The 23,488-nt window shown below is 59.4% G+C and carries 24 protein-coding genes; 13 read left to right on the top strand and 11 right to left on the bottom strand.

What is annotated here, in order from left to right:
* The first annotated feature begins 502 nt into the window (after positions 1-502).
* On the top strand, positions 503-766 hold the full coding sequence (infA, locus tag DKK66_RS14185) for a translation initiation factor IF-1 (protein WP_045845245.1): 264 nt from the start codon (positions 503-505) through the stop codon (positions 764-766).
* Between the two features lie 369 nt (positions 767-1,135).
* Entirely contained in the window at positions 1,136-2,335 is a 1,200-nt protein-coding gene (locus DKK66_RS14180) for an EAL domain-containing protein (protein ID WP_165494184.1), read from the top strand.
* Between the two features lie 15 nt (positions 2,336-2,350).
* Here DKK66_RS14180 and arfB read toward each other — a convergent pair whose 3' ends face one another.
* The 4 genes from arfB to DKK66_RS14160 all read right to left on the bottom strand — a co-directional run bounded on the left by arfB (position 2,351) and on the right by DKK66_RS14160 (position 5,368).
* Entirely contained in the window at positions 2,351-2,752 is a 402-nt protein-coding gene (arfB, locus tag DKK66_RS14175) for an alternative ribosome rescue aminoacyl-tRNA hydrolase ArfB (protein ID WP_242673497.1), read from the bottom strand.
* Positions 2,733-3,338, bottom strand: coding sequence for a hydrolase (locus DKK66_RS14170; RefSeq protein WP_131359215.1), 606 nt, complete (start codon positions 3,336-3,338; stop codon positions 2,733-2,735). Before DKK66_RS14170 ends, arfB begins: the two co-directional genes overlap by 20 nt.
* 137 nt (positions 3,339-3,475) lie before the next feature.
* Positions 3,476-4,720: a nitronate monooxygenase gene (locus DKK66_RS14165; RefSeq protein ID WP_045845249.1), complete on the bottom strand. Its 1,245-nt coding sequence runs from the start codon at positions 4,718-4,720 to the stop codon at positions 3,476-3,478.
* A 186-nt stretch (positions 4,721-4,906) separates the two neighbouring features.
* On the bottom strand, positions 4,907-5,368 hold the full coding sequence (locus DKK66_RS14160) for an Lrp/AsnC family transcriptional regulator (RefSeq protein WP_131359214.1): 462 nt from the start codon (positions 5,366-5,368) through the stop codon (positions 4,907-4,909).
* A 137-nt stretch (positions 5,369-5,505) separates the two neighbouring features.
* Here DKK66_RS14160 and kynU point away from each other — a divergent pair, with 137 nt between their 5' ends.
* On the top strand, positions 5,506-6,756 hold the full coding sequence (kynU, locus tag DKK66_RS14155) for a kynureninase (protein WP_131359213.1): 1,251 nt from the start codon (positions 5,506-5,508) through the stop codon (positions 6,754-6,756).
* Positions 6,757-6,843: 87 nt separating this feature from the next.
* On the opposite strand, the gene gltX is transcribed toward kynU, so the two are convergent.
* Both gltX and DKK66_RS14145 read right to left on the bottom strand, forming a co-directional pair.
* Positions 6,844-8,229: a glutamate--tRNA ligase gene (gltX, locus tag DKK66_RS14150; protein ID WP_131359211.1), complete on the bottom strand. Its 1,386-nt coding sequence runs from the start codon at positions 8,227-8,229 to the stop codon at positions 6,844-6,846.
* A gap of 141 nt (positions 8,230-8,370) precedes the next feature.
* Entirely contained in the window at positions 8,371-9,003 is a 633-nt protein-coding gene (locus tag DKK66_RS14145) for a LysE family translocator (RefSeq protein ID WP_131359209.1), read from the bottom strand.
* Positions 9,004-9,243: 240 nt separating this feature from the next.
* On the opposite strand from DKK66_RS14145, the gene DKK66_RS14140 reads away from it, so the two are divergent.
* The 4 genes from DKK66_RS14140 to DKK66_RS14125 all read left to right on the top strand — a co-directional run bounded on the left by DKK66_RS14140 (position 9,244) and on the right by DKK66_RS14125 (position 14,207).
* A complete protein-coding gene (locus DKK66_RS14140) occupies positions 9,244-10,701 on the top strand; it encodes a PLP-dependent aminotransferase family protein (RefSeq protein ID WP_045845253.1) in 1,458 nt (485 codons plus the stop codon).
* 177 nt (positions 10,702-10,878) lie between these two features.
* Entirely contained in the window at positions 10,879-11,655 is a 777-nt protein-coding gene (locus DKK66_RS14135; RefSeq protein WP_131359207.1) for a class II glutamine amidotransferase, read from the top strand.
* Positions 11,656-11,793: 138 nt separating this feature from the next.
* Complete coding sequence (locus DKK66_RS14130; RefSeq protein ID WP_131359205.1) at positions 11,794-13,599, top strand: putative nucleotidyltransferase substrate binding domain-containing protein; 1,806 nt, start codon at positions 11,794-11,796, stop codon at positions 13,597-13,599.
* Positions 13,599-14,207 (top strand): 3'-5' exonuclease, encoded by a 609-nt coding sequence (locus DKK66_RS14125; protein WP_062791242.1) that lies wholly within the window; start codon positions 13,599-13,601, stop codon positions 14,205-14,207. The genes DKK66_RS14130 and DKK66_RS14125 overlap by 1 nt, the downstream gene beginning before the upstream one ends.
* Before the next feature lie 77 nt (positions 14,208-14,284).
* Here the strand turns inward: DKK66_RS14125 and DKK66_RS14120 are convergent, their stop codons facing one another.
* The 3 genes from DKK66_RS14120 to radC all read right to left on the bottom strand — a co-directional run bounded on the left by DKK66_RS14120 (position 14,285) and on the right by radC (position 15,861).
* Complete coding sequence (locus DKK66_RS14120) at positions 14,285-14,659, bottom strand: oxidoreductase (RefSeq protein WP_131359203.1); 375 nt, start codon at positions 14,657-14,659, stop codon at positions 14,285-14,287.
* A gap of 156 nt (positions 14,660-14,815) precedes the next feature.
* Positions 14,816-15,067: a hypothetical protein gene (locus DKK66_RS14115; protein WP_045845258.1), complete on the bottom strand. Its 252-nt coding sequence runs from the start codon at positions 15,065-15,067 to the stop codon at positions 14,816-14,818.
* 119 nt (positions 15,068-15,186) lie between these two features.
* Positions 15,187-15,861, bottom strand: coding sequence for a DNA repair protein RadC (gene radC, locus DKK66_RS14110; RefSeq protein WP_045845259.1), 675 nt, complete (start codon positions 15,859-15,861; stop codon positions 15,187-15,189).
* Between the two features lie 170 nt (positions 15,862-16,031).
* Here radC and coaBC point away from each other — a divergent pair, with 170 nt between their 5' ends.
* The 3 genes from coaBC (at position 16,032) to DKK66_RS14095 (ending at position 18,871) form a co-directional block, all read left to right on the top strand.
* The gene (gene coaBC / locus DKK66_RS14105; protein WP_131359201.1) at positions 16,032-17,210 is read left to right on the top strand and encodes a bifunctional phosphopantothenoylcysteine decarboxylase/phosphopantothenate--cysteine ligase CoaBC; all 1,179 of its coding nucleotides are present in this window, start codon (positions 16,032-16,034) and stop codon (positions 17,208-17,210) included.
* A 78-nt stretch (positions 17,211-17,288) separates the two neighbouring features.
* The gene (dut, locus tag DKK66_RS14100) at positions 17,289-17,741 is read left to right on the top strand and encodes a dUTP diphosphatase (RefSeq protein WP_062791246.1); all 453 of its coding nucleotides are present in this window, start codon (positions 17,289-17,291) and stop codon (positions 17,739-17,741) included.
* 146 nt (positions 17,742-17,887) lie between these two features.
* On the top strand, positions 17,888-18,871 hold the full coding sequence (locus tag DKK66_RS14095; protein ID WP_165494183.1) for a GGDEF domain-containing protein: 984 nt from the start codon (positions 17,888-17,890) through the stop codon (positions 18,869-18,871).
* A 13-nt stretch (positions 18,872-18,884) separates the two neighbouring features.
* Here DKK66_RS14095 and DKK66_RS14090 read toward each other — a convergent pair whose 3' ends face one another.
* The gene (locus tag DKK66_RS14090; protein ID WP_165494182.1) at positions 18,885-20,186 is read right to left on the bottom strand and encodes a ferric reductase-like transmembrane domain-containing protein; all 1,302 of its coding nucleotides are present in this window, start codon (positions 20,184-20,186) and stop codon (positions 18,885-18,887) included.
* Positions 20,187-20,440: 254 nt separating this feature from the next.
* On the opposite strand from DKK66_RS14090, the gene DKK66_RS14085 reads away from it, so the two are divergent.
* Both DKK66_RS14085 and DKK66_RS14080 read left to right on the top strand, forming a co-directional pair.
* Positions 20,441-21,175 (top strand): peptidylprolyl isomerase, encoded by a 735-nt coding sequence (locus tag DKK66_RS14085; RefSeq protein ID WP_045845263.1) that lies wholly within the window; start codon positions 20,441-20,443, stop codon positions 21,173-21,175.
* A gap of 143 nt (positions 21,176-21,318) precedes the next feature.
* Positions 21,319-21,561: a GlsB/YeaQ/YmgE family stress response membrane protein gene (locus DKK66_RS14080; protein ID WP_131359194.1), complete on the top strand. Its 243-nt coding sequence runs from the start codon at positions 21,319-21,321 to the stop codon at positions 21,559-21,561.
* 42 nt (positions 21,562-21,603) lie between these two features.
* Here DKK66_RS14080 and DKK66_RS14075 read toward each other — a convergent pair whose 3' ends face one another.
* Positions 21,604-22,308 carry a glutathione S-transferase N-terminal domain-containing protein gene (locus DKK66_RS14075; RefSeq protein WP_131359193.1) on the bottom strand — a complete coding sequence of 235 codons (705 nt, stop codon included), beginning with the start codon at positions 22,306-22,308 and terminating at the stop codon, positions 21,604-21,606.
* Between the two features lie 202 nt (positions 22,309-22,510).
* On the opposite strand from DKK66_RS14075, the gene DKK66_RS14070 reads away from it, so the two are divergent.
* Positions 22,511-23,482 carry a glycosyltransferase gene (locus DKK66_RS14070; RefSeq protein ID WP_233160831.1) on the top strand — a complete coding sequence of 324 codons (972 nt, stop codon included), beginning with the start codon at positions 22,511-22,513 and terminating at the stop codon, positions 23,480-23,482.
* The last annotated feature ends 6 nt before the right edge of the window (positions 23,483-23,488 follow it).

Below are 23,488 nucleotides of genomic sequence, written 5' to 3'. Positions count from 1 at the left end.
TAATCCAGTGCATTTTTGTATTGAATTGTAAGAATATGAATATAGAATTTTCCTTTTGTGACATAAATCAATAATTTGCCTGTGCCAGCCTGTCACAACCCACTCGCACCAGAGCGGCCGGAACCATGCGGCCCGGCCCGGCCCAACCCCCTTTCCCACAGTCAGTGCGGCATGCAAGCAACAGCGGCTAAGCTGCGGATGCATAAGTGTTTTTGCCGCCAACACCGCACATACCGCAGCAAATACAGCTTCACTGTTCATTTATGCTGACAAATCAGCCATTTAGCCGTATAATGCGCGCTGCCTCCTTCCGGACCGTTCCCCAAACCGGGGTTTCAATCCGTCTGCCTTGCCTTGGTAACGGCACATTAGCGTGTGTGCTGCCAGTCTTACCTGCTTGGTTATCGATAGAAGCAATCTGTTATCACAGATCATGCGGCGCTCCGTGAGGGACTGCCGCATGGGCTATTGGCCCACCCCGTTACACTGAAAGGAATCGTTAATGTCCAAAGAAGACATGATCGAACTGCAAGGCGTCGTAATTGAAATGCTGCCGGAATCGCGCTTTCGCGTTCGTCTGGACAACAATGTTGAAATCCTGGCCTATGGCTCGGGCAAGATGAAAATGCACCGCATCCGCGTACTGGTGGGTGACCGTGTGACCGTGGAAATGTCGCCGTACGACCTGACCAAGGGTCGCATCAACTTCCGCCACCCGACCGCTCCGGTCGGCGGCCAGGCACCGCAGCACTTCAAGCGTCGCTAAGCAAGCCATCACGTCTCGCGACCTTCAGCCCACCTGAGCAGGTCGCGTAGTCTTTTGCCGCTGGTTAGCGGGCACAAAGCCCGCCAAGGCAACAGCATCGCATCACGCACCGCCCGGAATCATTCGCCCCACCCTGGTGGCGACATGCCGGGCGTACGTCATTTCATCCGCTACCCACCCCGCATTACCCCCTCTGCATAAACACAATTGCGTTGCTGCCAATGCCATCTTTGCCTGGTTTTCAGTTGAAAAGTGCGCAATAAAAATCAAGACATGCTTACAGGAGCCGAACTTTCATGTTTATTTCACTGGAAAGATCGCATGACACCTGCTTAGATTGAGAAATACCCATTGATGTGCGCGCCTGCCATGACCAGCAAACCGCCAAGACAGATCCTGCTCGCAGAAGACAGTAGCAGTCAGCGCAAGCTACTCAAAGCGCTGTGCCTGCAAATTCCCAATGCCGTCATCCATGAAGCTGCCGATGGCACCTGGGCATTCCAGCTCAGCCGCAAGATACCCAAGCTGGACCTGGTAATCACCGACCTGAACATGCCGGGCATGGATGGCATCGAACTGGTCGAGCAGTTATCGCGTCAGCCGCATATTCCTTCCTTGCTGCTGATCAGCGGGCACTCGCCCGAGTTGCTGGCCAATAGCGTGCGCGCTGCCCAGGAACTGGGCTTCACCGGCATTGGCCATCTGGCCAAACCGATTGATGACAATCTGTTCCTGACCGAAATCACCCGCTTGCTGGACTTGCCGCAGGACATCATCGACAACAAGAGCAGCCTGCCGCTGATCGACATCATCACCGGGCTGGCACACAACCAGTTCTGTGCGTTTTATCAGCCCATCTATGACCTGCGCCAGGGCAAGGCAGTGCAGATCGAGGCGCTGGCGCGCTGGCGCCACCCTACCATGGGCATTCTGGGACCCAACCAGTTCATCGGCATGCTGGAACACGAGGGCTTCATTTCACTGCTGACCCACCGCATCGTGCAAACCAGCCTGGACCTGCTGATGCGCGGTCCGGAGACACAGGATTTGCGGCTGTCGATCAATCTGTCGCGCCGCTTGCTGGATGACAGGGAGTTTCTGGACTGGCTGGTGGAACAAGTGGAATCGCGCGGGCTCGCGTTTGACCGCATCGTGCTGGAAATCACCGAAACCATGGCCTTCACCAATTTCGGCCACACGCTGGCAACCCTGCTGCGCCTGCGCATGCGCGGTTTCGAGTTGTCACTGGATGACTTCGGCACCGGCCACACCACGCTGGAACACATCAAGAACCTGCCGCTGACCGAGCTGAAGTTCGACCGCATCCTGATCAAGGACATCCATCAGGATGCACGCAGCCAGAGCATCATTGCCGGCATGGCCAATATCGCCCGTGAACTGGGCTTGCGCATGGTGGCAGAAGGCATAGACAGCCCGCTGGACCTGGACTACCTGTGCGCGCACCATCCGGATATCGAACTACAAGGCTTTTTGCTGTGCAAACCGGTTCCGGCAGAAGAGCTGGCCAGACACATCTACCCCAGCTGCCAATCCAGCCGTCGCGCCTGATCCTTTCCAGCCACCTCAGTCATCCACCCGGCCACGCAGGGCCTTGATACCGCTGCGCCGGGATTTCCCTTCCAGCCTGCGTTGACGTGAGCCATAGGTGGGACGGGTGGCCAGCCTGGCCTTGGGCTGGTGCGAGACGGCATCCACCATGGCCTGCAGGCGCGCCAGCGCATCGTCCCGGTTCAACTCCTGCGTCCGGTGCTGCTGTGCCTTGATGATGATGACCCCATCCTTGCTCAAGCGGGTGTCGGCCATTGCCAGCAGACGCTGCTTGATGTGGTCGGGCAGGCTGGAGGCCATCACGTCAAAACGCAGGTGAATGGCAGAAGACACCTTGTTGACGTTCTGGCCACCAGCACCCTGCGCCCGGATGGCCGTCAGTTCAATCTGCTTCGGATCAAGCGGATAACGACTCACTGCCATCCTTCCCTGCTTCCAGGGCCTGCAACACCTGGGCCGTACTGCGCACCCGGCCAAGGCGCGGGAAGATATGCTTGACCGAGAACTGGTGACACTCCAGCACCTGGCAGCTCATGGCGTCTTCGGCCAGCACCACCGCATAATTGCGCTCCCAGGCGGAACGGGCAGTGGAATCCACGCCGATATGGGTGGAGATGCCCGCCAGCACCACGGTGCGAACACCGCGACGGCGCAGCTGCAAATCCAGCTCGGTGCCGTAAAAGGCATTCCATTGCCGTTTGATGATCTGGATATCACTGGCAGCCACCTCCAGCTCGGCCGGTTGTTGCAGCCAGTTATCCGGCACCGGCGTGGCCGGCGGCACCAGATCGGTCGGCAGCTGCAATGCGTCACCACCATCCGCCGACCACCCTACCCGCACCAGCACCACCGGCGCACCGGCAGCACGAAATGCCCTGGCCAGTGCCGCAGAATGTTCCAGTACATGTTCCGAGTCATAAGGCTGTTTGGCAAAACCCAGGATGCCCTGCTGCAAATCAATCAGGATCAGGGCGGTGGTGGCGGGGTCCAGACGTTCCGGCATGGCAATCCTCAAACAGTGACAAGACAGGCTCTGACGATACTACTGCCAGTGCCGCTTCAACAAGAAAAATGGCGAAGCGCCGCAGCGATTCGCCATTCTCCACCACCAGTCCAGCCAGACCGGGTTTGTGTAGCTTATCAGTCCGGCAGGGCGACCTTGCCATCCTTGCTGAACTGGTAGTCCTTGAACACGTGTTCGGCACTGAGGATCTGGTAGCTGCCGTCTTCATTGCGACGGGTCGTATCCTTCAGGCGGTAGGTGTACTGACCGCAGGTCCAGCAATCGAAATTACGCATATGGGTGCACAGACAGGTCTTGTCCATCACCTTGATGCGGCGCTCGCCCGGATGGGCTGCCACTTCGCGGTTGTAAGCCTGGATGTACGAACAGCTGCCATTGGCATCCAGCAGATAGCCATAAGCCTCGCAATTGGGGCGAATGCCATCGCCGATGGCCGGGCAGGACTTGATCATGCGCATCGGGTAACCGGTCGGCGACAACTGGTTGACCTCGATGTCGTCCTCGGTGGCCTTGAAGTATTCCTGCTGCACTTTTTCCGGCAGGCCGCATTCGCGGGTAACAGTAAAGCGGGTGGCCACTTGCACGGCACCGGCACCGTTTTCCAGGAAGCCGACTGCATCGCTGCCGGTAAAGATGCCACCGGCCGGAATCAGCGGGATATCCAGTTGTTCGGCCTGCATCCAGGCGCGGATTTCCGCCACGATGGTGGCCAGATCGTACTGCGCCCAGTCCATGCCGAAACCCAGATGGCCGCCAGCCAGCGGGCCTTCCACCACCACGTAGTCCGGCAGACGGCCGGTACGGGACGATTTTTTCAGGAACAGCTGCAAGGCGCGCAGGGACGAAACAATGATGCCCAGCTTCACGTCGCGGAAACGCGGGTGATCTTCAATCAGCGAGAAAGAGCCCAGATGCAGACCGGCCGCCAGGGTGATGCCGTCGATACCGGCATCCATGGCGGTTTGCATACGCACGCGCAGGGTTTCCTTGGGCGCGTTCATGGTGAGCTTTTCCATACAGTTGATGAAAATCAGCCCATCGCCCTTTTTGGCCTCCATGGCGGAGCCAACGTGCAACCTGGTTGCCTCGGCCAGGATGTCCAGGTCGAACTTCACCACCGACTTGTCGGCGTTCTCGACGTTGAATTTGTACTGCTTGAGCTTGTCCTTGACGAACTTGGTGTTGAAGCGACGGTCCGTCACCGTGGGCACCATGGCATCGGAGATATGGCCGATACCACCCAGACGGGCAGCCTCCAGCGACAAGGCGACAGTGGAAATGTCCACACCCATGCCGCCCACCATGATGGGAACCAGTTCATGCTTGCCCAGACGCAGGCGGAAATCGTCAACACACTTCATTTTGATGCACCTCAGTTTGGCTGGGCGGCATTATCCCCCATCCTCCGCCACAAAATCCACTTTTCTAGAGTTTTTGCTCACACCCAAGGTAAGTGGTGCAGGACAGCGGCAATGCAGGACCGGCACGCAAGCATCCACATGCAGGATAAACCGGCTTTGTTACGCCAAGTGCATGGCAGGCCCTGATCAGAGCGGAAGCTGATGGCGGCTGTCTTTCAGGGTTTTCATCACGATGTGCGAGCAGATATCGCGCATGCCCGGCACCTTGTTCAGCCGCTCCACGATAAAGTCGGAAAACGCCGCCAGATTACGGCAACGCAGCTGCAGGATGTAATTGCACGGCCCGGTCACCACATAGGCTGCCGTCACCTCCTCAAAGGCCTGCATCTGCTGCAGGAACTCGCCATGCCAATCTTCCCGGCTGCGGTCCAGCGTCACCTGCACAATGGCTTCCAGCTCGAACCCCAGCGCCACCGCGTCCAGCTCGGCACGGTAGGCGCGGATCAGTCCCTCCTCTTCCAGCGCCCTGACACGACGCAGGCAGGCCGATGGCGACAGCGCCACCTGGTCGGCCAGGTCCTGATTGCTCAGCCGGCCATCATCCTGCAAGGCGCGCAGAATGCGCAGATCAATTGCGTCCAGTTGCATTTGCACGTTTCTTTCATTGCTAATCTGAAAATTCGAATAATCTGCAAAATATCAGCAAGCAGCAAGCAGAACTTGCAATAATTCACAATAGCACCAGTGCTACCATGTTGTTCACCACCCACCAAGGAGAGAACACCATGCTGACGCGCGAACACTGTCTGGCAGCCGATGCCAGCGACGAACTGGCCAGCCTGCGCCAGCAATTCAGCCTGCCGGAGCATGTCATCTATCTGGATGGCAACTCGCTGGGCGTACTGCCTCGCTCTGCGGAAGAGCGCAGCCTGCAAGTGCTGCGCGAAGAATGGGGCGAAGGACTGATCCGCAGCTGGAATACGGCCGGCTGGTTCGAGCTGCCGCGTCGGCTGGGCAACAAGCTGGCGGGGCTGATCGGCGCCGGCGGCGACGAAGTGGTCATCACCGACACCACCTCGCTCAATATCTTCAAGGCACTGGCTGCCGCCATCCGCATCCAGCAGCAAGCCGCTCCGCAGCGCAAGGTGATTGTGTCCGAGCGCGACAACTTCCCTACCGACCTGTACATGATCCAGGGCATGATGGACCTGCTGCAGCAAGGCTATGAAATGCGGCTGATCGACGACCGCCTGCCGCTGGCGCAGGCACTGGACGAAGACGTGGCGGTGTTGCTGCTGTCGCACGTCAATTACCGTACCGGTGCCATGCATGACATGGCGGCAGTGACGGCGCAGGCACACCGTCATGGCGCCCTTACCATCTGGGACCTGGCCCATGCGGCCGGTGCCGTACCGGTGGACTTGAATGCCTGCGAGGCCGACTTTGCCGTGGGCTGTACTTATAAATACCTGAATGGCGGACCGGGCTCCCCGGCCTTCATCTGGGTGGCGGCACGCCATCAGGACCGCTTCTGGCAACCACTATCCGGCTGGTGGGGGCACTCTCGTCCGTTTGACATGGCGGCGGACTACCAGCCTGCCCATGGTATACGCCGCTTTTTGTGCGGCACCCAGCCCATCCTGTCGATGTCGCTGGTGGAGTGCGGACTGGATGCCACCTTGCAAACCGGCATGACGGCACTGCGCGAAAAATCGCTGGCACTCACCGACCTGTTCATCCAGCTGGTGGAACAGCGCTGCGGCCACCATCCGCTGACCCTGATCACCCCGCGGAATCACGCACAGCGCGGCAGCCATGTCAGCTATCGTCACCCGCAAGGCTATGCGGTGATGCAGGCGCTGATCGCCCGTGGGGTGATTGGCGACTACCGCGAACCGGAAGTGCTGCGCTTTGGCATCACCCCGCTCTACCTGCGCCATGTTGACGTGTGGGACGCCGTGGAAACCCTGCGCGACATTCTGGATGGCGCCAGCTGGGATCAGCCGCAGTTCCAGCAACGCCATGCGGTGACCTGACTCCCTGCCCATGCGCACAAAAAAAGCCACCCCGGAGGGTGGCTTTTAGGCTGCTGAGAAAGTGATTGGGTTCGTCTGAAAAACCGCTCAGCCGCGCAGGCGGCGCAGCACTTCTTCCTTGCCGATGAGCGCCAGTACGGCATCCACCGACGGAGTCTGGGTGGTGCCACACACCAGCACGCGCAGCGGCATGCCCAGCTGGCCCATCTTGATGCCTTCTTCGGCGCAGAAGGGCTTGAACAGTTCGTGGATGCTTTCTGCCGTCCAGCTGTCCAGTGCTGCCAGCTTGTCGGCAAAGCGGCCCATGCGGGCAATGGCATCACCTGCCAGGTGCTTTTCCACATCGGCAGCAGCGGCTTCGCGCTTCTTGTAGAAGTAATCCACTTCCAGCGCTAGCGCGTTCAGGTCCTGGATGCGCTCTTTCACCAGTGCAATCACGTCCACGATAGCCGGGCCGGTGGTGGTATCCACACCAGCGGCAGCCAGACGCGGGGCAATCAGCGCTGCCAGGCGGCTGTTGTCAGCGGCCTTGATGTGCTGGGCGTTCAGCCACAGGAATTTTTCCTGGTTGAAACGGCTGGCCGAGGCGCTGACCGCTTCCAGGCTGAACCATTCGACAAACTGCTTCATGTCGAAGAATTCGTCATCGCCGTGGCCCCAGCCCAGACGGGCCAGGTAGTTGAGCAGCGCTTCCGGCAGGATGCCCTTGTCGGCGTAATCCACCACGCTCACCGCGTCGCGGCGCTTGGACATCTTCTGGCCGTCCTCATTCAGGATCATCGGCAGATGGCCGTACACCGGCAGCGGCGCATTCAGCGCCTTCAGGATGTTGATCTGGCGCGGGGTGTTGTTGACGTGGTCGTCACCGCGAATCACATGGGTGATCTGCATGTCCCAGTCGTCCACCACCACGCAGAAGTTGTAGGTGGGGCTGCCATCCGGGCGGGCGATGATCAGGTCGTCCAGCTCGGTATTGGAGAATTCGATACGGCCCTTCACCGCGTCGTCCCAGGCGACGGTGCCGTCCAGCGGGGTGCGGAAGCGGATTACCGGCTCCACATCAGCCGGAATGGCCGGCAGGGTCTTGCCCTCTTCCGGACGCCAGCGGCGGTCGTAGCGCGGCTTTTCGCCCTTGGCTTCCTGCTCGGCGCGCATGGCTTCCAGCTCTTCCTTGCTGCAATAGCAGCGGTAGGCATGGCCGGATTCCAGCAGCTGCTGGATGACTTCCTTGTAGCGGTCAAAACGCTGGGTCTGGTAGAACGGACCTTCGTCATAATCCAGGCCTACCCAGTGCATGCCGTCCATGATGGCCTTGACCGACTCCGGCGTGGAGCGTTCAAGGTCGGTGTCCTCGATGCGCAGCACGAAAACGCCGTTGTTCTTGCGGGCATAGGCCCAGGAAAAGAGTGCGGTACGCACGCCACCAATGTGCAGATAGCCGGTGGGGCTGGGGGCAAAGCGGGTACGGATCATGATGGAATGAGGTCCAGCCGGATGAAGAAAGGCGCTATTGTACGCCGCCAACAAAACAGCCCGCAAATGCGGGCTCGGATTATCGGCCACGCCCTCCCGCTTGCCAGACTGAGGGAGAGCCGGAGAACGGTTCAGAACAGATCAGATCAGCGCGCTGACCACCGGCAACATATGAGCAGGCAGCATCTGCGCCATCAGCCAGAAGGCCGTACCGGCCAGCATGGCGGCCATGCCGCAGTTGAAGGCGCGCAAGCGCCGCGGGGAAGCCAGCCAGCGGCGGATGGCCACGCCACTACCCGCCCACAGCGCAATGCAGGGCAGGCCCACGGCAAAGGTGATGAGGGCAAACAACAGGCCGGCAGCCAGCGGGTCCATATGCTTGGGCAAGAACACCACGGCGATATTGAAACCCATCAGCCACACCTTGGGGTTGAGCCAGTTGAACAGCAAGCCACCAGAAAAGCCCATCGGCGCTGTCGCGCCATCAGCCTTGTCCACCGCACCTGCCCGCGCCATGCCCCAGGACAGCCACAACAGATAACTGCAACCGGCCAGTGCCAGATACAGCTGCACGCTGCTGATCAATCCGGCCACCTGCCCCAGGAATACCGTCATCAGGCCGATCTGCACGGCCAGTCCCAGCGCCATGCCCAGCAAGGCCGGCAGCGTGCGGCTGAAACCGTAATTGACGCCGGACGAGGCCAGCACCAGGTTGTTGGGGCCGGGGGTGATGGACATCACCAGCAGATAGGTAACCAGGGCAACAAGATTCATGACAACTCCAGGGCAGTGCTGGCGATGGACAGGCTTGCCGTCATCCGGCTTGTGGCCCGACAGGCAAACCCTGCCACCGCACCATGTTTTTGATGCTGTCATGGTACGTAAAGCGACTGGACAATAACAGATTCAGAAAAATACAATTGAGACCATAACAGTTATACAATCTCCAAACTGTTATGGTCCACTTTGCCAAAAACTGTGCCGGACAGCCGTCCGCCGCCCAAGGAATGCACCATGAATCAGGAGCCGCTCTACCAGCAGCTGGTCAATGAATGGATCACGCTGATCCAGAACGGCGTAATGCAGGCTGGCGAACGGCTGCCTTCTGTCCGCAAGGCCTGTGACATCCACAAGGTCAGCCCGTCCACCATCCTGCTGGCCTACCGCACACTGGAAGACCGCGGCTTTATCGAAGCGCGGCCGCAATCCGGCTTTTATGTCAAAGCCGCCGCCAGCCTGCCCTTGCCACGCATGCGCCGCCAGAGCGAGGCCGCCCCCACCGGCGAAGTAGTAGACCATATCGAAGCGGTGATGCGGGTGCAGACGTCAGCTGATTTCATCGACCTGTCCCTGGCCAGCCCGCGCGGCAGCGACTTCTACCCCACCAACCGCTTCAAGCACATCATGGGGCGCTTGCTGCGGCAGCAACCGGAGCTGACCACCGACTACCCCTTCCCGCCCGGCTCTGCCCGCTTGCGCCGCCAGATTGCCCAGCGCGCCGTCAGCTGGGGCTGCGTGCTGGCACCGGACGATATCGTCATCACCAATGGCTGTTCCGAAGCGCTGCAACTGGCCTTACGCGCCGTGTGCAAGCCAGGCGATACGGTGGGGCTGGAATCACCCACCTATTTTTACCTGCTGCCCTTGCTCAAAAGCCTGGGCCTGTCAGTGATCGAGATTCCTACTCACCCCAATAGCGGGTTGTCGCTGGATGCACTGGAATTGCTGCTGTCGGAAAAGCGGCTGCAAGCCATCGTGGCCATGCCCACCGTGCACAATCCGCTGGGCAGCACCATGCCGCCGGAAGCCAAGCGCCGGCTGGCGCAACTGGTCAACGACTACCGCATTCCGCTGATCGAAGACGCACCACACGCCGACCTGCACTACGGCAGCCAGACGCCGGATGCGGTCAAGGCCTTCGACCGCGATGGCTGGGTGCTGCTGTGCTCCAGCTACAGCAAGACACTGGCACCGGGTTTTCGCATTGGCTGGATTGCCGCCGGACGCTTTGCCCGCGAAGTATTGCAACTGAAATGCGCCAGCTCGCTGGGGCAGCCACGGCTGCTGGAAGAAACCCTGGCCGAATACCTGGAAAGCGGCGGTTACGACCACCACCTGCGGCTGATCCGCCGCCATTTCATGAGCCAGATGGAACGACTGCGTGGTACGGTGGCCAGCCGCTTTCCCCAAGGCACCCGCGCCACCCTGCCCTCCGGTGGCTGCCTGCTGTGGGTGGAGCTGCCCGCCGGGGTAGACACGCTGGAGCTGTTTCACGCTGCGCTGGCCGAACGCATCACCGTGGTGCCCGGGGTGATGTATTCGGCGCGTGGCCGCTACCGCAACTGCCTGCGGCTGTCCTGCTGCTATCCGTGGAACGAAGCCTACGAGCGGGCGCTGGTGCGGGTGGGAGAGCTGGCCTCCGACATGGGGGCCAACCTGGGAGAAAACGGCCTGGTGACACTGGGGGAGTGAACCCTCGGCATGTCTGATCCTGATCAGAGCCTGTTGCCCACCGCATGGCTAAGCTGCCCGGCCCGGTGTCGGACAATTGTCGCTGCGGGATGAATCGACTATGCTCGGAACACCCTGGACGCCAGGACAGCCCGGCCGACACCCCCGAAACACCCCATAGCAGCGAGTGATGACCCCATGTGCCAGCTATTAGGCATGAATTGCAACACCCCCACCGACATCCTGTTTTCCTTTGAAGGCTTCCACCGCCGTGGCGGCCTCACCGACCACCATGCCGATGGCTGGGGCATTGCCTTTTTTGAAGGCAAGGGTTGCCGCATCTTTCTGGACGACAAGCCCTCGGTGGAATCCGCCGTCGCCCATCTGGTACGCAATTACCCGATCAAGTCGCAAAACGTCATCGCCCACATCCGCAAGGCCACCCAGGGCGAGGTGAATCTGGCCAATACCCACCCCTTCATGCGCGAGATGTGGGGCCAGTACTGGATTTTCGCCCATAATGGCGACCTGAAAACCTTCCAGCCCGAAGCCGGCTGCCACTTCAACCCGGTGGGCACCACCGACTCGGAACGCGCCTTTTGCTACCTGCTGGAGCAATTGCGCAGCAAGTGGTGCAGCGCACCGCAGCTGGATGAGCTGTTTGCCGAAATCGACCGGCTGGCGGCTGAAATCCGCCAGCACGGCGTATTCAACTTCATGCTGAGCAATGGCGAAGTGCTGTTTGCCCACTGCGCCACCAATCTGCACTACATCATCCGCCAGGCGCCGTTCAACAAGGCCCATCTGGTGGACGACGATGTCACCGTGGATTTTTCCACCGTCACCACGCCGTACGACCGCGTGGCCGTGGTAGCCACCCAGCCGCTGACCGACAACGAAAGCTGGACCCAGCTACAGCCCGGCCAGCTGTTGCTGTTCCGTGACGGCGCACCGCTGCTGACCAGCGGCAACTGAAGACAAGGGGTTTATCGCAATGCTCGGCCGTTTCCAGTGGAAACGGCTTTTTCGTTTGCGGCCCGTCACTTCCGCGTTATGCTGTTTGAAAGGCCACTTCTGCAAGATGGATAACAATAGCGCCACCGGAGAGACATCATGAGCCGTTTTGACTTCAGCCATCCGCCCTTCGACACCCTGACGCCCGGCGAACAGCAAACGCTGGAAAAACACGCCGACATCCAGTTTTTTGCCGAGGAAGAATGCCTGCTTGGCCCCAGCGACAAGGTGGATGCCCTGTACGTGGTGCTCAAGGGCAGCGTGCGCGAAATGGCAGGCGACGAAGTCATCACCCTCTACCGCGAACGCGATACCTTCGACGCACGAGCCATGGTGGCCGGGCAGACGCCGCACCGCTTTGTGGTGCATGAAGAAGCCCTGCTCTACACCCTGCCACGCGACGTAGTGCTGGCATTGACCGAACAGAACCCGCGTTTTGGCGCATACTTTTATGCCAGCGTGTCGGAAAAATTCGGCAGCATGGCGCAGCGCGCCGGCAACCGCGAACTGCAAACCCTGCTCACCGCCACGGTGCGCGACGTCGGCAGCCGCACCCCGGTATTCGTGGACGGCAGCACCAGCGTGCGCGAAGCGGCGCGGGTGATGAAGGACAAGAAGGTCAAATCGGTACTGGTACGCCATGAAGGCAAGCTGGGCATTTTCACCACCACCGATTTTCGCGACATCGTGCTGAACGAGGTTCCCGGCAGCACGCCACTTGCCACGCTGTGCCGCTTCGAACTGCTGACCGTCGATGTGGGTGACTTCCTGTTCAACGCCCTGCTGATCATGACCCGGCGCAATATCCGCCGCCTGGTGGTCACCGACAATGACCAGGCCATCGGCATTTTGTCGCAGGTGGACATCCTGTCCTACTTCTCCAACCACTCGCACCTGATTGCCCAGCGGCTGGAGCGCGCCGACACGCTGGACGAACTGGCGGAAATCGCCGGGCAGATCACCCGTCTGGTGCAAATCCTGTTCAGCCACGGCGTAAAAGCACCGCAACTGGGACGGCTGGTGCAAACGCTCAATGCCCGGCTGTTCTCCCGCACCTGGCAGCTATTGGCCCCGGCAGAAGTGCAGGACAACAGCTGTCTGCTGGTAATGGGTTCGGAAGGCCGTGGCGAGCAGATTCTCAAGACCGATCAGGACAATGCGCTGATCCTGCGCAACGGCTTCAACCACCCGGAGCTGCCCGCCATCTGCGAAGCCTTTTCCGCCGCACTGGCACGCTTTGGCTACCCGCCCTGCCAGGGCCAGATCATGGTCAACAATGCCGCCTGGCGGCTGACCGAAAGCCAGCTGCAACAGCAGATTCACCAATGGGTGTACCAGCCGGATGGTGCCGCGCTGATGAACCTGGCCATTTACGTGGATGCCGAAGCCGTCGCAGGCGATGCCAGCCTGCTGGAACGCAGCCATGCCTATTTGCTGCAACAATTGCGCGACGATGCCAGCTTTTTCTCCCGCTTTGCCCGCGCCATCGAACAGTTCGACACCCCTTTGGGCTTGTTCTCTCACTTGTTGACCAAGGAGCGTAACGGCAAGGCCATGCTGGACCTGAAAAAAGGCGGCATTTTCCCGCTGGTGCATGGCGTGCGCTCGCTTTCGCTGGAACACGGAATCAGCCAGTGCAACACCTTCGACCGGCTGCACGCACTGGCCGAAGCCGGTCATCTGGACAAGGAGCTGGCCATTGAAATTGCCGAATCGCTGTCTTTCCTGCTTACGCTCAAACTGAGCCAGGGTTTGCAGCAGCTGTCGCTGGGCAAACTGCCGGGCAACCAGATTGAACCGGACCAACTCTCCACACTGGAACGCGACCTGCTGAAAGATGCCCTGGCGGTGGTGAAGAAATTCCGCACCCAGCTGCGTCATCACTTCCGCCTGGGGAGCTTCTGATGCTGGGCAATCTCAAACGCCAGTGGCAGCGCCGCATGCTGAAAGACCCGCGCTATGCCAGCCTGTTTGTCGATGACACGCAGGAGGTGGTGAGCGTGGATTGCGAAACCACCAGCCTGAAAGTGCAGGAAGCCGAGCTGTTGTCGATTGGCGCGGTGAAGCTGCGCGGCAACCGCATCCTGTCCAGCCAGTCTTTTTATGTGCTGGTCAAACCCACGCGCAAGCTGGAAAGCCGCAATATCAGCATTCACGGGCTGCGGCCCATGGATGTGTCGGAAGGTCTGGATGCTGACGACGCGGTACGGCAATTGCTGGACTTCATCGGCGGGCGGCCGCTGGTGGGCTATTACCTGGAATACGATGTGGCCGTGCTCAACAAATATGTGCGCGGCATCACCGGCATCAGCCTGCCCAACCGGCAGATCGAAGTCTCCGGCCGCTATTACGACTACAAGTTCAAGCAAAACCCCGGTGCCTACATCGACCTGCGGCTGGCCGAGCTGATTGCTGACCTGCAAGTACCGGCCCTGCCGCGTCACGATGCGCTCAACGACGCCATTACCGCCGGCATGCTGTACCTGGCCTTGAAACAGCGCGGTTTTGGCTGACAAGCCCCTTATGCCGTGAAATGCAAAAAACCCGGCCGAAGCCGGGTTTGTCTTGCATGCCTGCTGTAAGCGCAGGCTCAGTAGCCCATTTCCTCGTGCTGGGTTTCCACCTGCGTACCAGCGCCCAGTGACATCATCAGCAAGGCGATGCGCTCATGCACGATCACGGTATGGCTATTACCGGAAAACTGCATGAAACGACGCAAATCTTCGCGTACCTTACGCGAACCGGTGACATCAATGATGATGTCCACCTGATCGCCCTGTTCAGCAATCTCGATGAAGTTGCTGGTCACCGGAACACCGCGCTCGCGCGCCAGTGCTATACCGGGCAGACGCAGATCCAGATCTGCCACACCCACCATCTCAACAAACGGCGCATCCAGCAACTGCTGCAACAAAGGAGTGCCAGTGACACCTGCGCCAATCATGCCGATTCGGTATTTTTCCATTTCACCCTCGAAGCCAGGCAGCTGATTATGCCTTTAGAATAAGAGCGCATACTCTAGCAGCTGACTTCGAACCCGGATTTGAGGCAAATCAAACAGCAGGCAGACCGGCAGGAAAACACCTGGCATCCGGACCGGACATGCACACGACCAACAGATTCAATGCAGGCTCTGCCGTGACAGAAAACGCAGATAGCCCACGCCTTCCAGCCAGAATCCACCATCAGCCAGCGGCGTAGCGTCTTCCAGCTCACCCAGCGTCAGGACCAGATCCTGGCCATCGACATGCGCCTCCAGCACGATGTCGTCTTCGTCGGCAAATTCTTCCGATGCGCCGTGTTGATCGGGTTTGATGAACTGGTTGTTGACCTGAATGTAATCAGACTCATTGAGCAAGCGCAGGATGTTCATGGCAGCCTCCGTGTAATGCAGTTGAGAGACAAGGTCACAGCCGACAGTCACCTGCAGTGATGCAACCGTTTGCCGCCACAGCACTGTCAGGCCGATGCAGCATCAGTACGCACCCTTCATCACAGCCAGCCACGTTCGGCGAACGACACCGCCTGGCTGCCTGTTACCACAAAATGATCAAGCAAACGGCAGTCCACCAGAGCAAGGGTTTGCGTGAGGCTGCCGGTCAGCGCACGGTCTGCCGCAGAAGGTTCTGCCACCCCGGACGGGTGGTTGTGCGCCACAATCACCGCGGCCGCATTGTGCTGCAGGCAGCGACGCGCCACTTCACGCGGGTAGACCCTGGTTTCCGTCAAGGTACCGCTAGCCACCTCCTCCACCGTAATCACCCGGTGCTGCGCAGTGAGGAACAGCACCACAAATACTTCGATATCACGCCGGCCTATCACCCAGCGCAGATAGTCCTTGACCGCATCCGGGCTGCTCAGCGCATCACTCAGGTTCATTTCTTCGGCCAGTGCGCGGCGCGCCAGTTCCTTGCTGGCCATCAACTGGGCATATTTTGCCGCGCCCAGTCCGGGACAACGCTCAAACGCTGCCAGATCACAATTGAGCAGCGCGGCAAGCGAGCCAAACTCGGCCAGCAAATGCCTGGCCATGTCCACCGCCGTCATTCCCTTGATGCCGGTGCGCAGGAAGATGGCCAGCAATTCGGCATCGGATAGCGCAGCAGCGCCACGGGCCAGCAGTTTTTCGCGCGGGCGTTCTGCCAGGGGCCAATCATTAATGGACATCAATTATCTTCCTTACTTTGGCTATAGCCTGTTTGCACGCAGTGAGCAAACATCATATCCATGTCGCGGTACTTCTCTGTGCTGGCCAAGGACCAGTTGCAAAGCGCTGCGCGACCTTGGCCGATTTCCGCTAAAATGCGCTCTTTATTGCACACTCCTTCAAGACAGCCATGACAGCCCGACGCATCCTGCTAGGTGTGAGCGGCGGCATTGCCGCCTACAAAGCAGCCGAACTCACCCGCCTGCTGGTCAAGGCCGGTCATACGGTGGAAGTGGTGATGACCGAGTCCGCCACCCGCTTTGTCACCCCGGTCACTTTTCAGGCCCTGTCCGGCCACGCGGTTTACACCGACCTGTGGGATCCGCGACCGGACAATGCGATGGCGCATATCGAACTGTCGCGCCGGGCAGATGCCTTCCTGATTGCCCCGGCCAGCACCAACCTGCTGTTCAAGCTGGCTCACGGCGTGAGCGATGACCTGATTTCCACCCTGGCCGCCGCCCGCACCTGTCCGCTGATCGTCGCTCCGGCAATGAACCGCCAGATGTGGCAAAACCCGCCCACCCAGCGCAATGTCGCCCAGCTGAAGGCAGACGGGGTGTCGGTTTGGGGACCGGACAGCGGTGAACAAGCCTGCGGCGAAGTGGGCGAAGGACGCATGCTGGAGCCGGAAGCACTTGCCGAAATGCTGGAAGGCTTTTTTGTAGCCAAAACCCTGGCCGGCAAAAAAGTGGTGCTGACCGCCGGCCCCACTTATGAAGCCATCGACACCGTGCGTGGCATCACCAATATCAGCTCCGGTAAAATGGGCTATGCACTGGCACGCGCCTGCCGCGACGCCGGTGCCGACGTAACGCTGATTTCCGGCCCAACCGGCATGCCCGCACCACAGGGCATGACCCGCATCAATGTGGATAGCGCACGGCAAATGCACGATAGCGTGATGCAGACTGTCGGCGCCGCGGACATTTTCATCAGTGTGGCTGCGGTGGCTGACTACCGGGTGAAAAACCGCTCGGAGCACAAGATCAAGAAAGGCGCGGGCCTGCCGGTGATAGAACTGGAAGAAAACCTGGACATCCTGGCCACGGTAGCCAGCCTGCCCGCTGCGCCGTTCTGTGTCGGCTTTGCCGCCGAAAGCCAGAACCTGCTGGAATTTGCCGAGACCAAACGCAAGAAAAAGCGGCTGCCGCTGCTGGTGGCCAATCTGGCGCAACACGCCATGGGTGCGGACAGCAACCAGGTTGTGCTGCTGGACGATGCCGGAGCCCATGCGCTGCCGGACATGCCCAAGCCCGCCGTGGCCCGGGCCATTGTCGAGCATCTGACCCGTCTGCTGCCCCGTTAAGTCGCAACCACAATCCGACCTTGCCCCAAGGCAGGCCCGCGCGGCCTGCCTGCCCATTTGATTCGCAGGAATACCATCATGAAACCTGTTGTAGACGTCAAAGTGCTGGACCCGCGCCTGCACGACAACCTGCCCGATTACGCCACGCCCGGCTCTGCCGGCCTGGACCTCAGGGCTGCCATTGACAAGGACTTGCTGATTGCACCGGGTGAAACCCAACTGGTGCCCACCGGCATGGCCATTCACATTGCCGACCCCAAACTGGCCGCCATGATCCTGCCGCGCTCCGGCCTGGGCCACAAGCATGGCATCGTGCTGGGCAATCTGGTCGGCCTGATCGACTCCGACTACCAGGGCCAGCTCTTCGTTTCGGTATGGAACCGGGGCCACACCGCCTTCCACCTGACTCCGCTGGAACGCATTGCCCAGATGATCATCGTGCCGGTGGTTCAGGTGCAGTTCAATCTGGTAGATGACTTCGACCAGTCCGAACGTGGCGAAGGCGGCTTTGGCAGTACCGGCCGCAGTTGATGGATCAAGGCCGGTCAGACTCTGACCGGCCTTCTTCATGGCATAAACCGCTTGGGATATCTATACTGGGACAGCATTTGTCATGAATGAACCCAAGCGCAGCAGACATTGCTTCACAGGACATGCGTAGCACTAGCACACTGAACATGCCATCCGCCCACCCCTTGCCAGACATCCTCGACAGCCTGGTGGCGCTGACCGCCCAGCGGGAGCGCCGTACGCTGGAAATCAGCCTGCTCACTACCTTGCGCGAGCTGCTGAAGGACTGCACGGTGGCGTTGTACAACTGCCGCTGGATTGACGGCCATCCCTGGTGGCGCATCCAGCTGGACAGCCTGGACGAGTTACCCCAGCAAAACCAGCCATGGACCCTGCCCGGCAGCAAAATGCTGCGCATCCTGCTGCAACAGGATGAACGCCAGGACGTCTACTCCACCGATACCGGCCTGTGCCTGCCGCTGTATCAGGCTAATCAGGTGGTGGCGGTACTGATGATCACACCGCATGAAGGGGTGCAGGTGGATCACACCCTGCTGCTGGCGCTGGCACGCATCCATGAAAACTTTCTCAACCTGCTGCACGCCTCGGACAGTGACACCCTCACCGGGCTTTTCAACCGGCGCAAGTTTGACAACCAGCTGTTTGCCAGGGTTGCCCAGCAGCAGGCAGGCACGCCACGGCTGCCGTATCTGGCCTTGCTGGACATCGACCATTTCAAGCAAGTGAACGATACCTACGGCCACATCATTGGCGACGAAGTATTGCTGATGCTGGCGCAACGGATGCAGCAGTTCTTTGGCGAAGATGACGGCCTGTTCCGCTATGGCGGCGAAGAATTCGCCATCCTGTTCAGCGCGGTCAGTGATGAAAAGGCACAGGCCATTCTGGAAGGTTTTTGCACCCGCATTGCCACCCAGCCCTTTCCGCAAGTCGGCCAGGTCACAGTCAGCATCGGCTTTACCAGACTGGGCAGCTGCATGGTGCCAGCCCAGTTGATAGAACGTGCCGACAAGGCGCTGTACCACTCCAAATCCCATGGCCGCAATCAGGCAAACCAGTTTGAAGCCCTGCAACAACTGGGTATGGTGAGCGAGGCCGAAGTCGCCAGCGGTGATATCGACCTGTTCTGAAACCAATACAGCCTTAGCGCAGCGAAAATGCCTCGTGGTGAAAGCGCGGCGGTACGGCACGTGCGGCCAGTTGCTGCTGCAAGCTGCGCCCCAGGCCTTCCGGGCCGCAAAACCAGACATCACTGGCCGCGGGCAAGGCATCAGCCTGCAAGCGCTGTCCTTTGTCACTTTCCAGTACATGCAGACGGATACCCAGCTGGCGGCATGCCGTGCGTATTTCTTCCAGCGCCGCAGCTTCTGCCGCATGGCGCACACAGTAGTAGAAATCGACCGGCACCGTCAGTGGCCGCCAGGCGGCCTGCAACCAGGCCAGAAACGGCGTCACACCCACACCGCCAGCTACCCACACTTGCGGGCCGTCCAGCGGCCGTCCATCCACTGCACCGGTAAAGCCGCCATACGGCCCTTCCACCTCGACCGCCATCCCCACTTGCAAGCGACCGGCCAGGCTGGATGTGTAGTCGCCCAGTGCCTTGATGACAAAACGCAGCTCGCCATGACCTGGCCAGGCCGACGCAATGGTGAAGGGGTGAGTCCCTTCTTTTGCATCCAGTCGCAGCAAGGCAAACTGCCCGGCCTGATGCCCAGGCCAGCGCGGCAGCAGGCAGCTTACCTCCAGCATATTGCCGGGCAGGGGGCGCAGCGCGGTAATGCTGCCGCCGTAACGCTGCAGACTGCCGGTTTTACCCTGTAACGAAGCCAGAGCAGCAAATACACCAGCCAACATGGCAATGGCCAGGCCCCAACCCAGCTGCGTCCACCAGAAGGCCTGCGGAGTAAGGATGACGCTGTGAAACACCCCCATGAGGTAGACCGGGGCAAACAGGCGGTGCAATTTGCGCCAGAAGCCATACGGCACCATGCGCAGCAAGGCAATGATCACCAGGCCCAGAATCACCCAGGCTGCCCATTCCCCCACTTGTTTGGCCAGACCGGTCCAGGAAAACACATGCGGATGAAACGGCTTGTGGCGCGGAGCAAGCCAGCCCAGCTGCATCAACCAGCGCGGCGACAAATCCAGCAACCAGTGGCCTGCCAGCATCAGGCCGGCAGCAATCCCCAGCCGTCGGTGCAGGCGGTACATCTTGTCCAGCCCGCCCCACAGCTTTTCCAACCACAAGGGGCGGATGCCCAGCAGCATGCCCAGCGACATCAGCATGATCAGCTCCACGCCGCTCAGCAGCATCAGCTCATGCCGCCAGGCAAAATAATTGTCCGGCCAGGGAATATAAAGCGCGTGACACAGCACGAAGGCCAGTGCCGTCAGCAACATGGCGGACGCCAGCGGATAGTCTGTCCAGCGGAATGATTTCACGATATCGCCCCGAAAATAAGATTCAGGACATTTAACTAAGCAGGCATGTCGCAGTGTTGTCGCCCGCAGCCGGAAATGTTGCTGATTGATAATCGGGCCAGCTGCCTTAACAAATGTTCGCAAATCAGCGCAAAACCGGCCCCCTACCATGCAGCGCTATTGACATCCACCCCGGCGGCCCCATTTAATTCCCACTTTTAGCGCGCCGTATACTTTGCAGCGTCTCACTTACTCTCCCCGAACAGGAAAATCTCATGGCCATTACCGTAAACGGCGTCGAAATCACTGAAGCCATGGTGCAAGCAGAACAGGAAAACCACGCAGATGCGCCCAACCCGCGCGATGCCACCATCCAGGAACTGGTGCTGCGTGAACTGCTGCTGCAAAAAGCCAAGGCCGAAGGCCTGGACGCTGCCAACCCGAATGCCGCCATTGGCGCCCTGCTGGAAAAGGAAATCCAGGTAGAGCCGGTGGACGAAGCCACCTGCCGCGCCTTCTACGACGAATACCCGGAACGCTTTGCCAGCGGCGAATCCGCCGTGGCCAGCCACATCCTGTTCCCGTTGGGTGGCGGTGACGAACTGGGCAATATGCTGGCCAAATCCAAGGCTGAAGGCGTGCTGGCCGAAGTACAAGCCAACCCGTCCCGCTTTGCCGACCTGGCCCGTGAACACTCCACCTGCCCGTCCGGTCAGCAAGGCGGCAGCCTGGGCCAGTTTGGCCGTGGCCAGATGGTGCCGGAATTCGAACAAGCGGTATTCAGCACCGAAGCCGGCCAGATCACCCCAAACCTGGTACAAACCCAGTTTGGCTACCACATCATCCAGGTGAACGAGCGCAATCAGGGCGGCCAGATCAGCTTTGACGACATCAAGCAGCGTCTGCAGCAATACCTGACCCAGATGGCCGGCAACAAGGCCATGCACGAATACCTGGCTGGCCTGGTGCAAGCCGCCAAGATCGAAGGCTACAGCATGCCTGCCCTGTAAGGCAGCGGCCACGCATTTAGCTGCATGCAGACAGAGCCGGGCTTGCCCGGCTTTGTTTTACCAGGCAATTAAACAAAAGCAGAAAACTGTTTCAAACAAAACGGAAAGCGTTAACAGCGCTCCGGTAACAGAAGGACACGGCCATGCACTTGTTCTGGTTCTTGATTGTCGGCGTTGTCGCCGGCTGGCTGGCAGGTTTGCTGATCAAGGGGGAAGGCTTCGGACTGCTGGGCGACATGCTCATCGGCATCATCGGCGCCTATATCGGCGGCTATCTGTTTGGTGTGCTGGGCCTGAGCGTCCACGGCATGCTGGGCAACATCATCATGGCCACCGCCGGAGCCAGCGCACTGCTGCTGGTAGTACGCCTGCTCAAGCGGATATAAAGCCACAAGCGGGCCGGCTGGCTGCCAGCCCGCCATACAGCATCAGGCGCGCGGCGGCTGGTTCAGCCCGGCCTGCACCGCCGGACGGGCAACAAAGGCCTCCAGCACACGCTGTACTTCGACAAAATCGGCATAGCCCACCAGCTCGCCCGCACCATAAAACTGCACCAGATTGCGTACCCAGGGCAGGATGGCCATGTCGGCAATGGTGTATTCATCGCCCATGATCCAGCGTCGCCCTTTCAGGCGGGCGTCCAGCACACCCAGCAAGCGGCGCGATTCCGCCACATAACGGTCACGCGGACGCTTGTCCTCATAGTCCTTGCCGGCAAATTTGTGGAAGAAACCCAGCTGGCCAAACATCGGGCCAATCCCGCCCATCTGGAACATCAGCCACTGGATGGTTTCATAACGCAGCGCCGCGTCAGCAGGCAGGAACTTGCCGGTCTTCTCCGCCAGATACAGCAGGATGGCGCCGGATTCGAACAAGGCCAGCGGCTTGCCATCCGGCCCGTTGGGGTCGAGGATGGCCGGAATCTTGTTGTTCGGATTGAGTGACAGGAACGCCGGACTGAACTGGTCGTTGGTTTCAAAGCTGACCAGATGCGCCTCATACGGCAGGCCGCACTCCTCCAGCATGATGGACACCTTCACACCATTGGGCGTGGGCAGCGAATACAGTTGCAGACGGTCCGGATGTTGCGCCGGCCATTTGCCGGTAATGGCAAAAGAGGACAAATCAGTCATGAGTGCGCCTTGGTAAGGGTCAGCCGGGCTGACCGGAGGATTGCGAAAGTAAACCAGCGTGGTTGCATAGTATGGGCAAAGCCCGGTGCAACAAGAACAATCGGCAGAACGCAGTGTTTTGCTGGCTGATCAACGGGTAGTAGCAAGACAAGGGAAGTAAATTTACCTTAATCATTTTGCGAAATTCTCCTCACACAATAAAATGACCACCAATCATCAGGATTTGGACACGCGACACATCATGTACAGAGACCGTAAAATTGCCTTGGTCGTGCCTTGCTATAACGAAGAAGTTGCCATTCCCTTGGTCATCCGAGATTTTCGCCAGGCCCTGCCTGAAATGGACATTTACGTTTTCAACAACAATTCAGCTGACAAAACCAGAGAAGTATCGCTAGAGCTAGGGGTAACGGTGATTGATGTCAATTTGCCGGGCAAAGGCAATGTGGTTCGTCGCATGTTTGCCGATGTAGAAGCCGATATTTATGTCATGGTGGACGGTGATGCCACCTATGATGCAGCGTCCGTGCACAAGCTTATCGACAAGGTAATAGATGAAGGTGTCGATATGGTAGTCGGTTGCAGGGTGGTAACAGAGGAAATCAGTCGAGCTGCTTATCGAAATGGCCACCAGCTTGGAAACAAAATGCTGACGGGCAGCGTACAAAAAATTTTTGGCGGGCAGTTTACTGACATGCTGTCAGGCTATCGTGCTTTTTCAAGACGTTATGCGAAGTCTTTCCCCGCCATTTCGCAGGGATTCGAGATCGAAACCGAACTCACCGTACATGCACTGGAATTACGCATGCCCTATGCCGAAGTCGCTACACCTTATGGATCGCGCCCTGAAGGCTCCAGCAGCAAACTGTCTACCTATCGCGATGGCTGGCGCATTCTGAAGACCATCATCAAACTGTATGTACATGAGCGCCCGATGCAGTTTTACGGTCTTACCGCATTGTTCCTGTGCATGCTGTCGGTACTATTGGCCCTGCCGCTCTTGCTGACGTTCATACAAACAGGACAAGTTCCGCGCTTCCCCACGGCTGTCCTCAGCGCGTCCATCATGATTTGTGCATTACTGTCCTGCGTAACTGGCTTGATTCTGGATAACGTCACCAAGGGCCGACACGAAAGCAAGCGGCTGTCTTATCTGGCGATTCCAAAAACATGATGCCCA

The sequence above is a fragment of the Aquitalea sp. USM4 genome, from assembly GCF_004328945.1.
Classification (GTDB): Bacteria; Pseudomonadota; Gammaproteobacteria; order Burkholderiales; family Chromobacteriaceae; genus Aquitalea; species Aquitalea pelogenes.
Note: the sequence above shows the minus strand (reverse complement) of the source record. Positions and strands in the feature narration are given on the sequence as shown.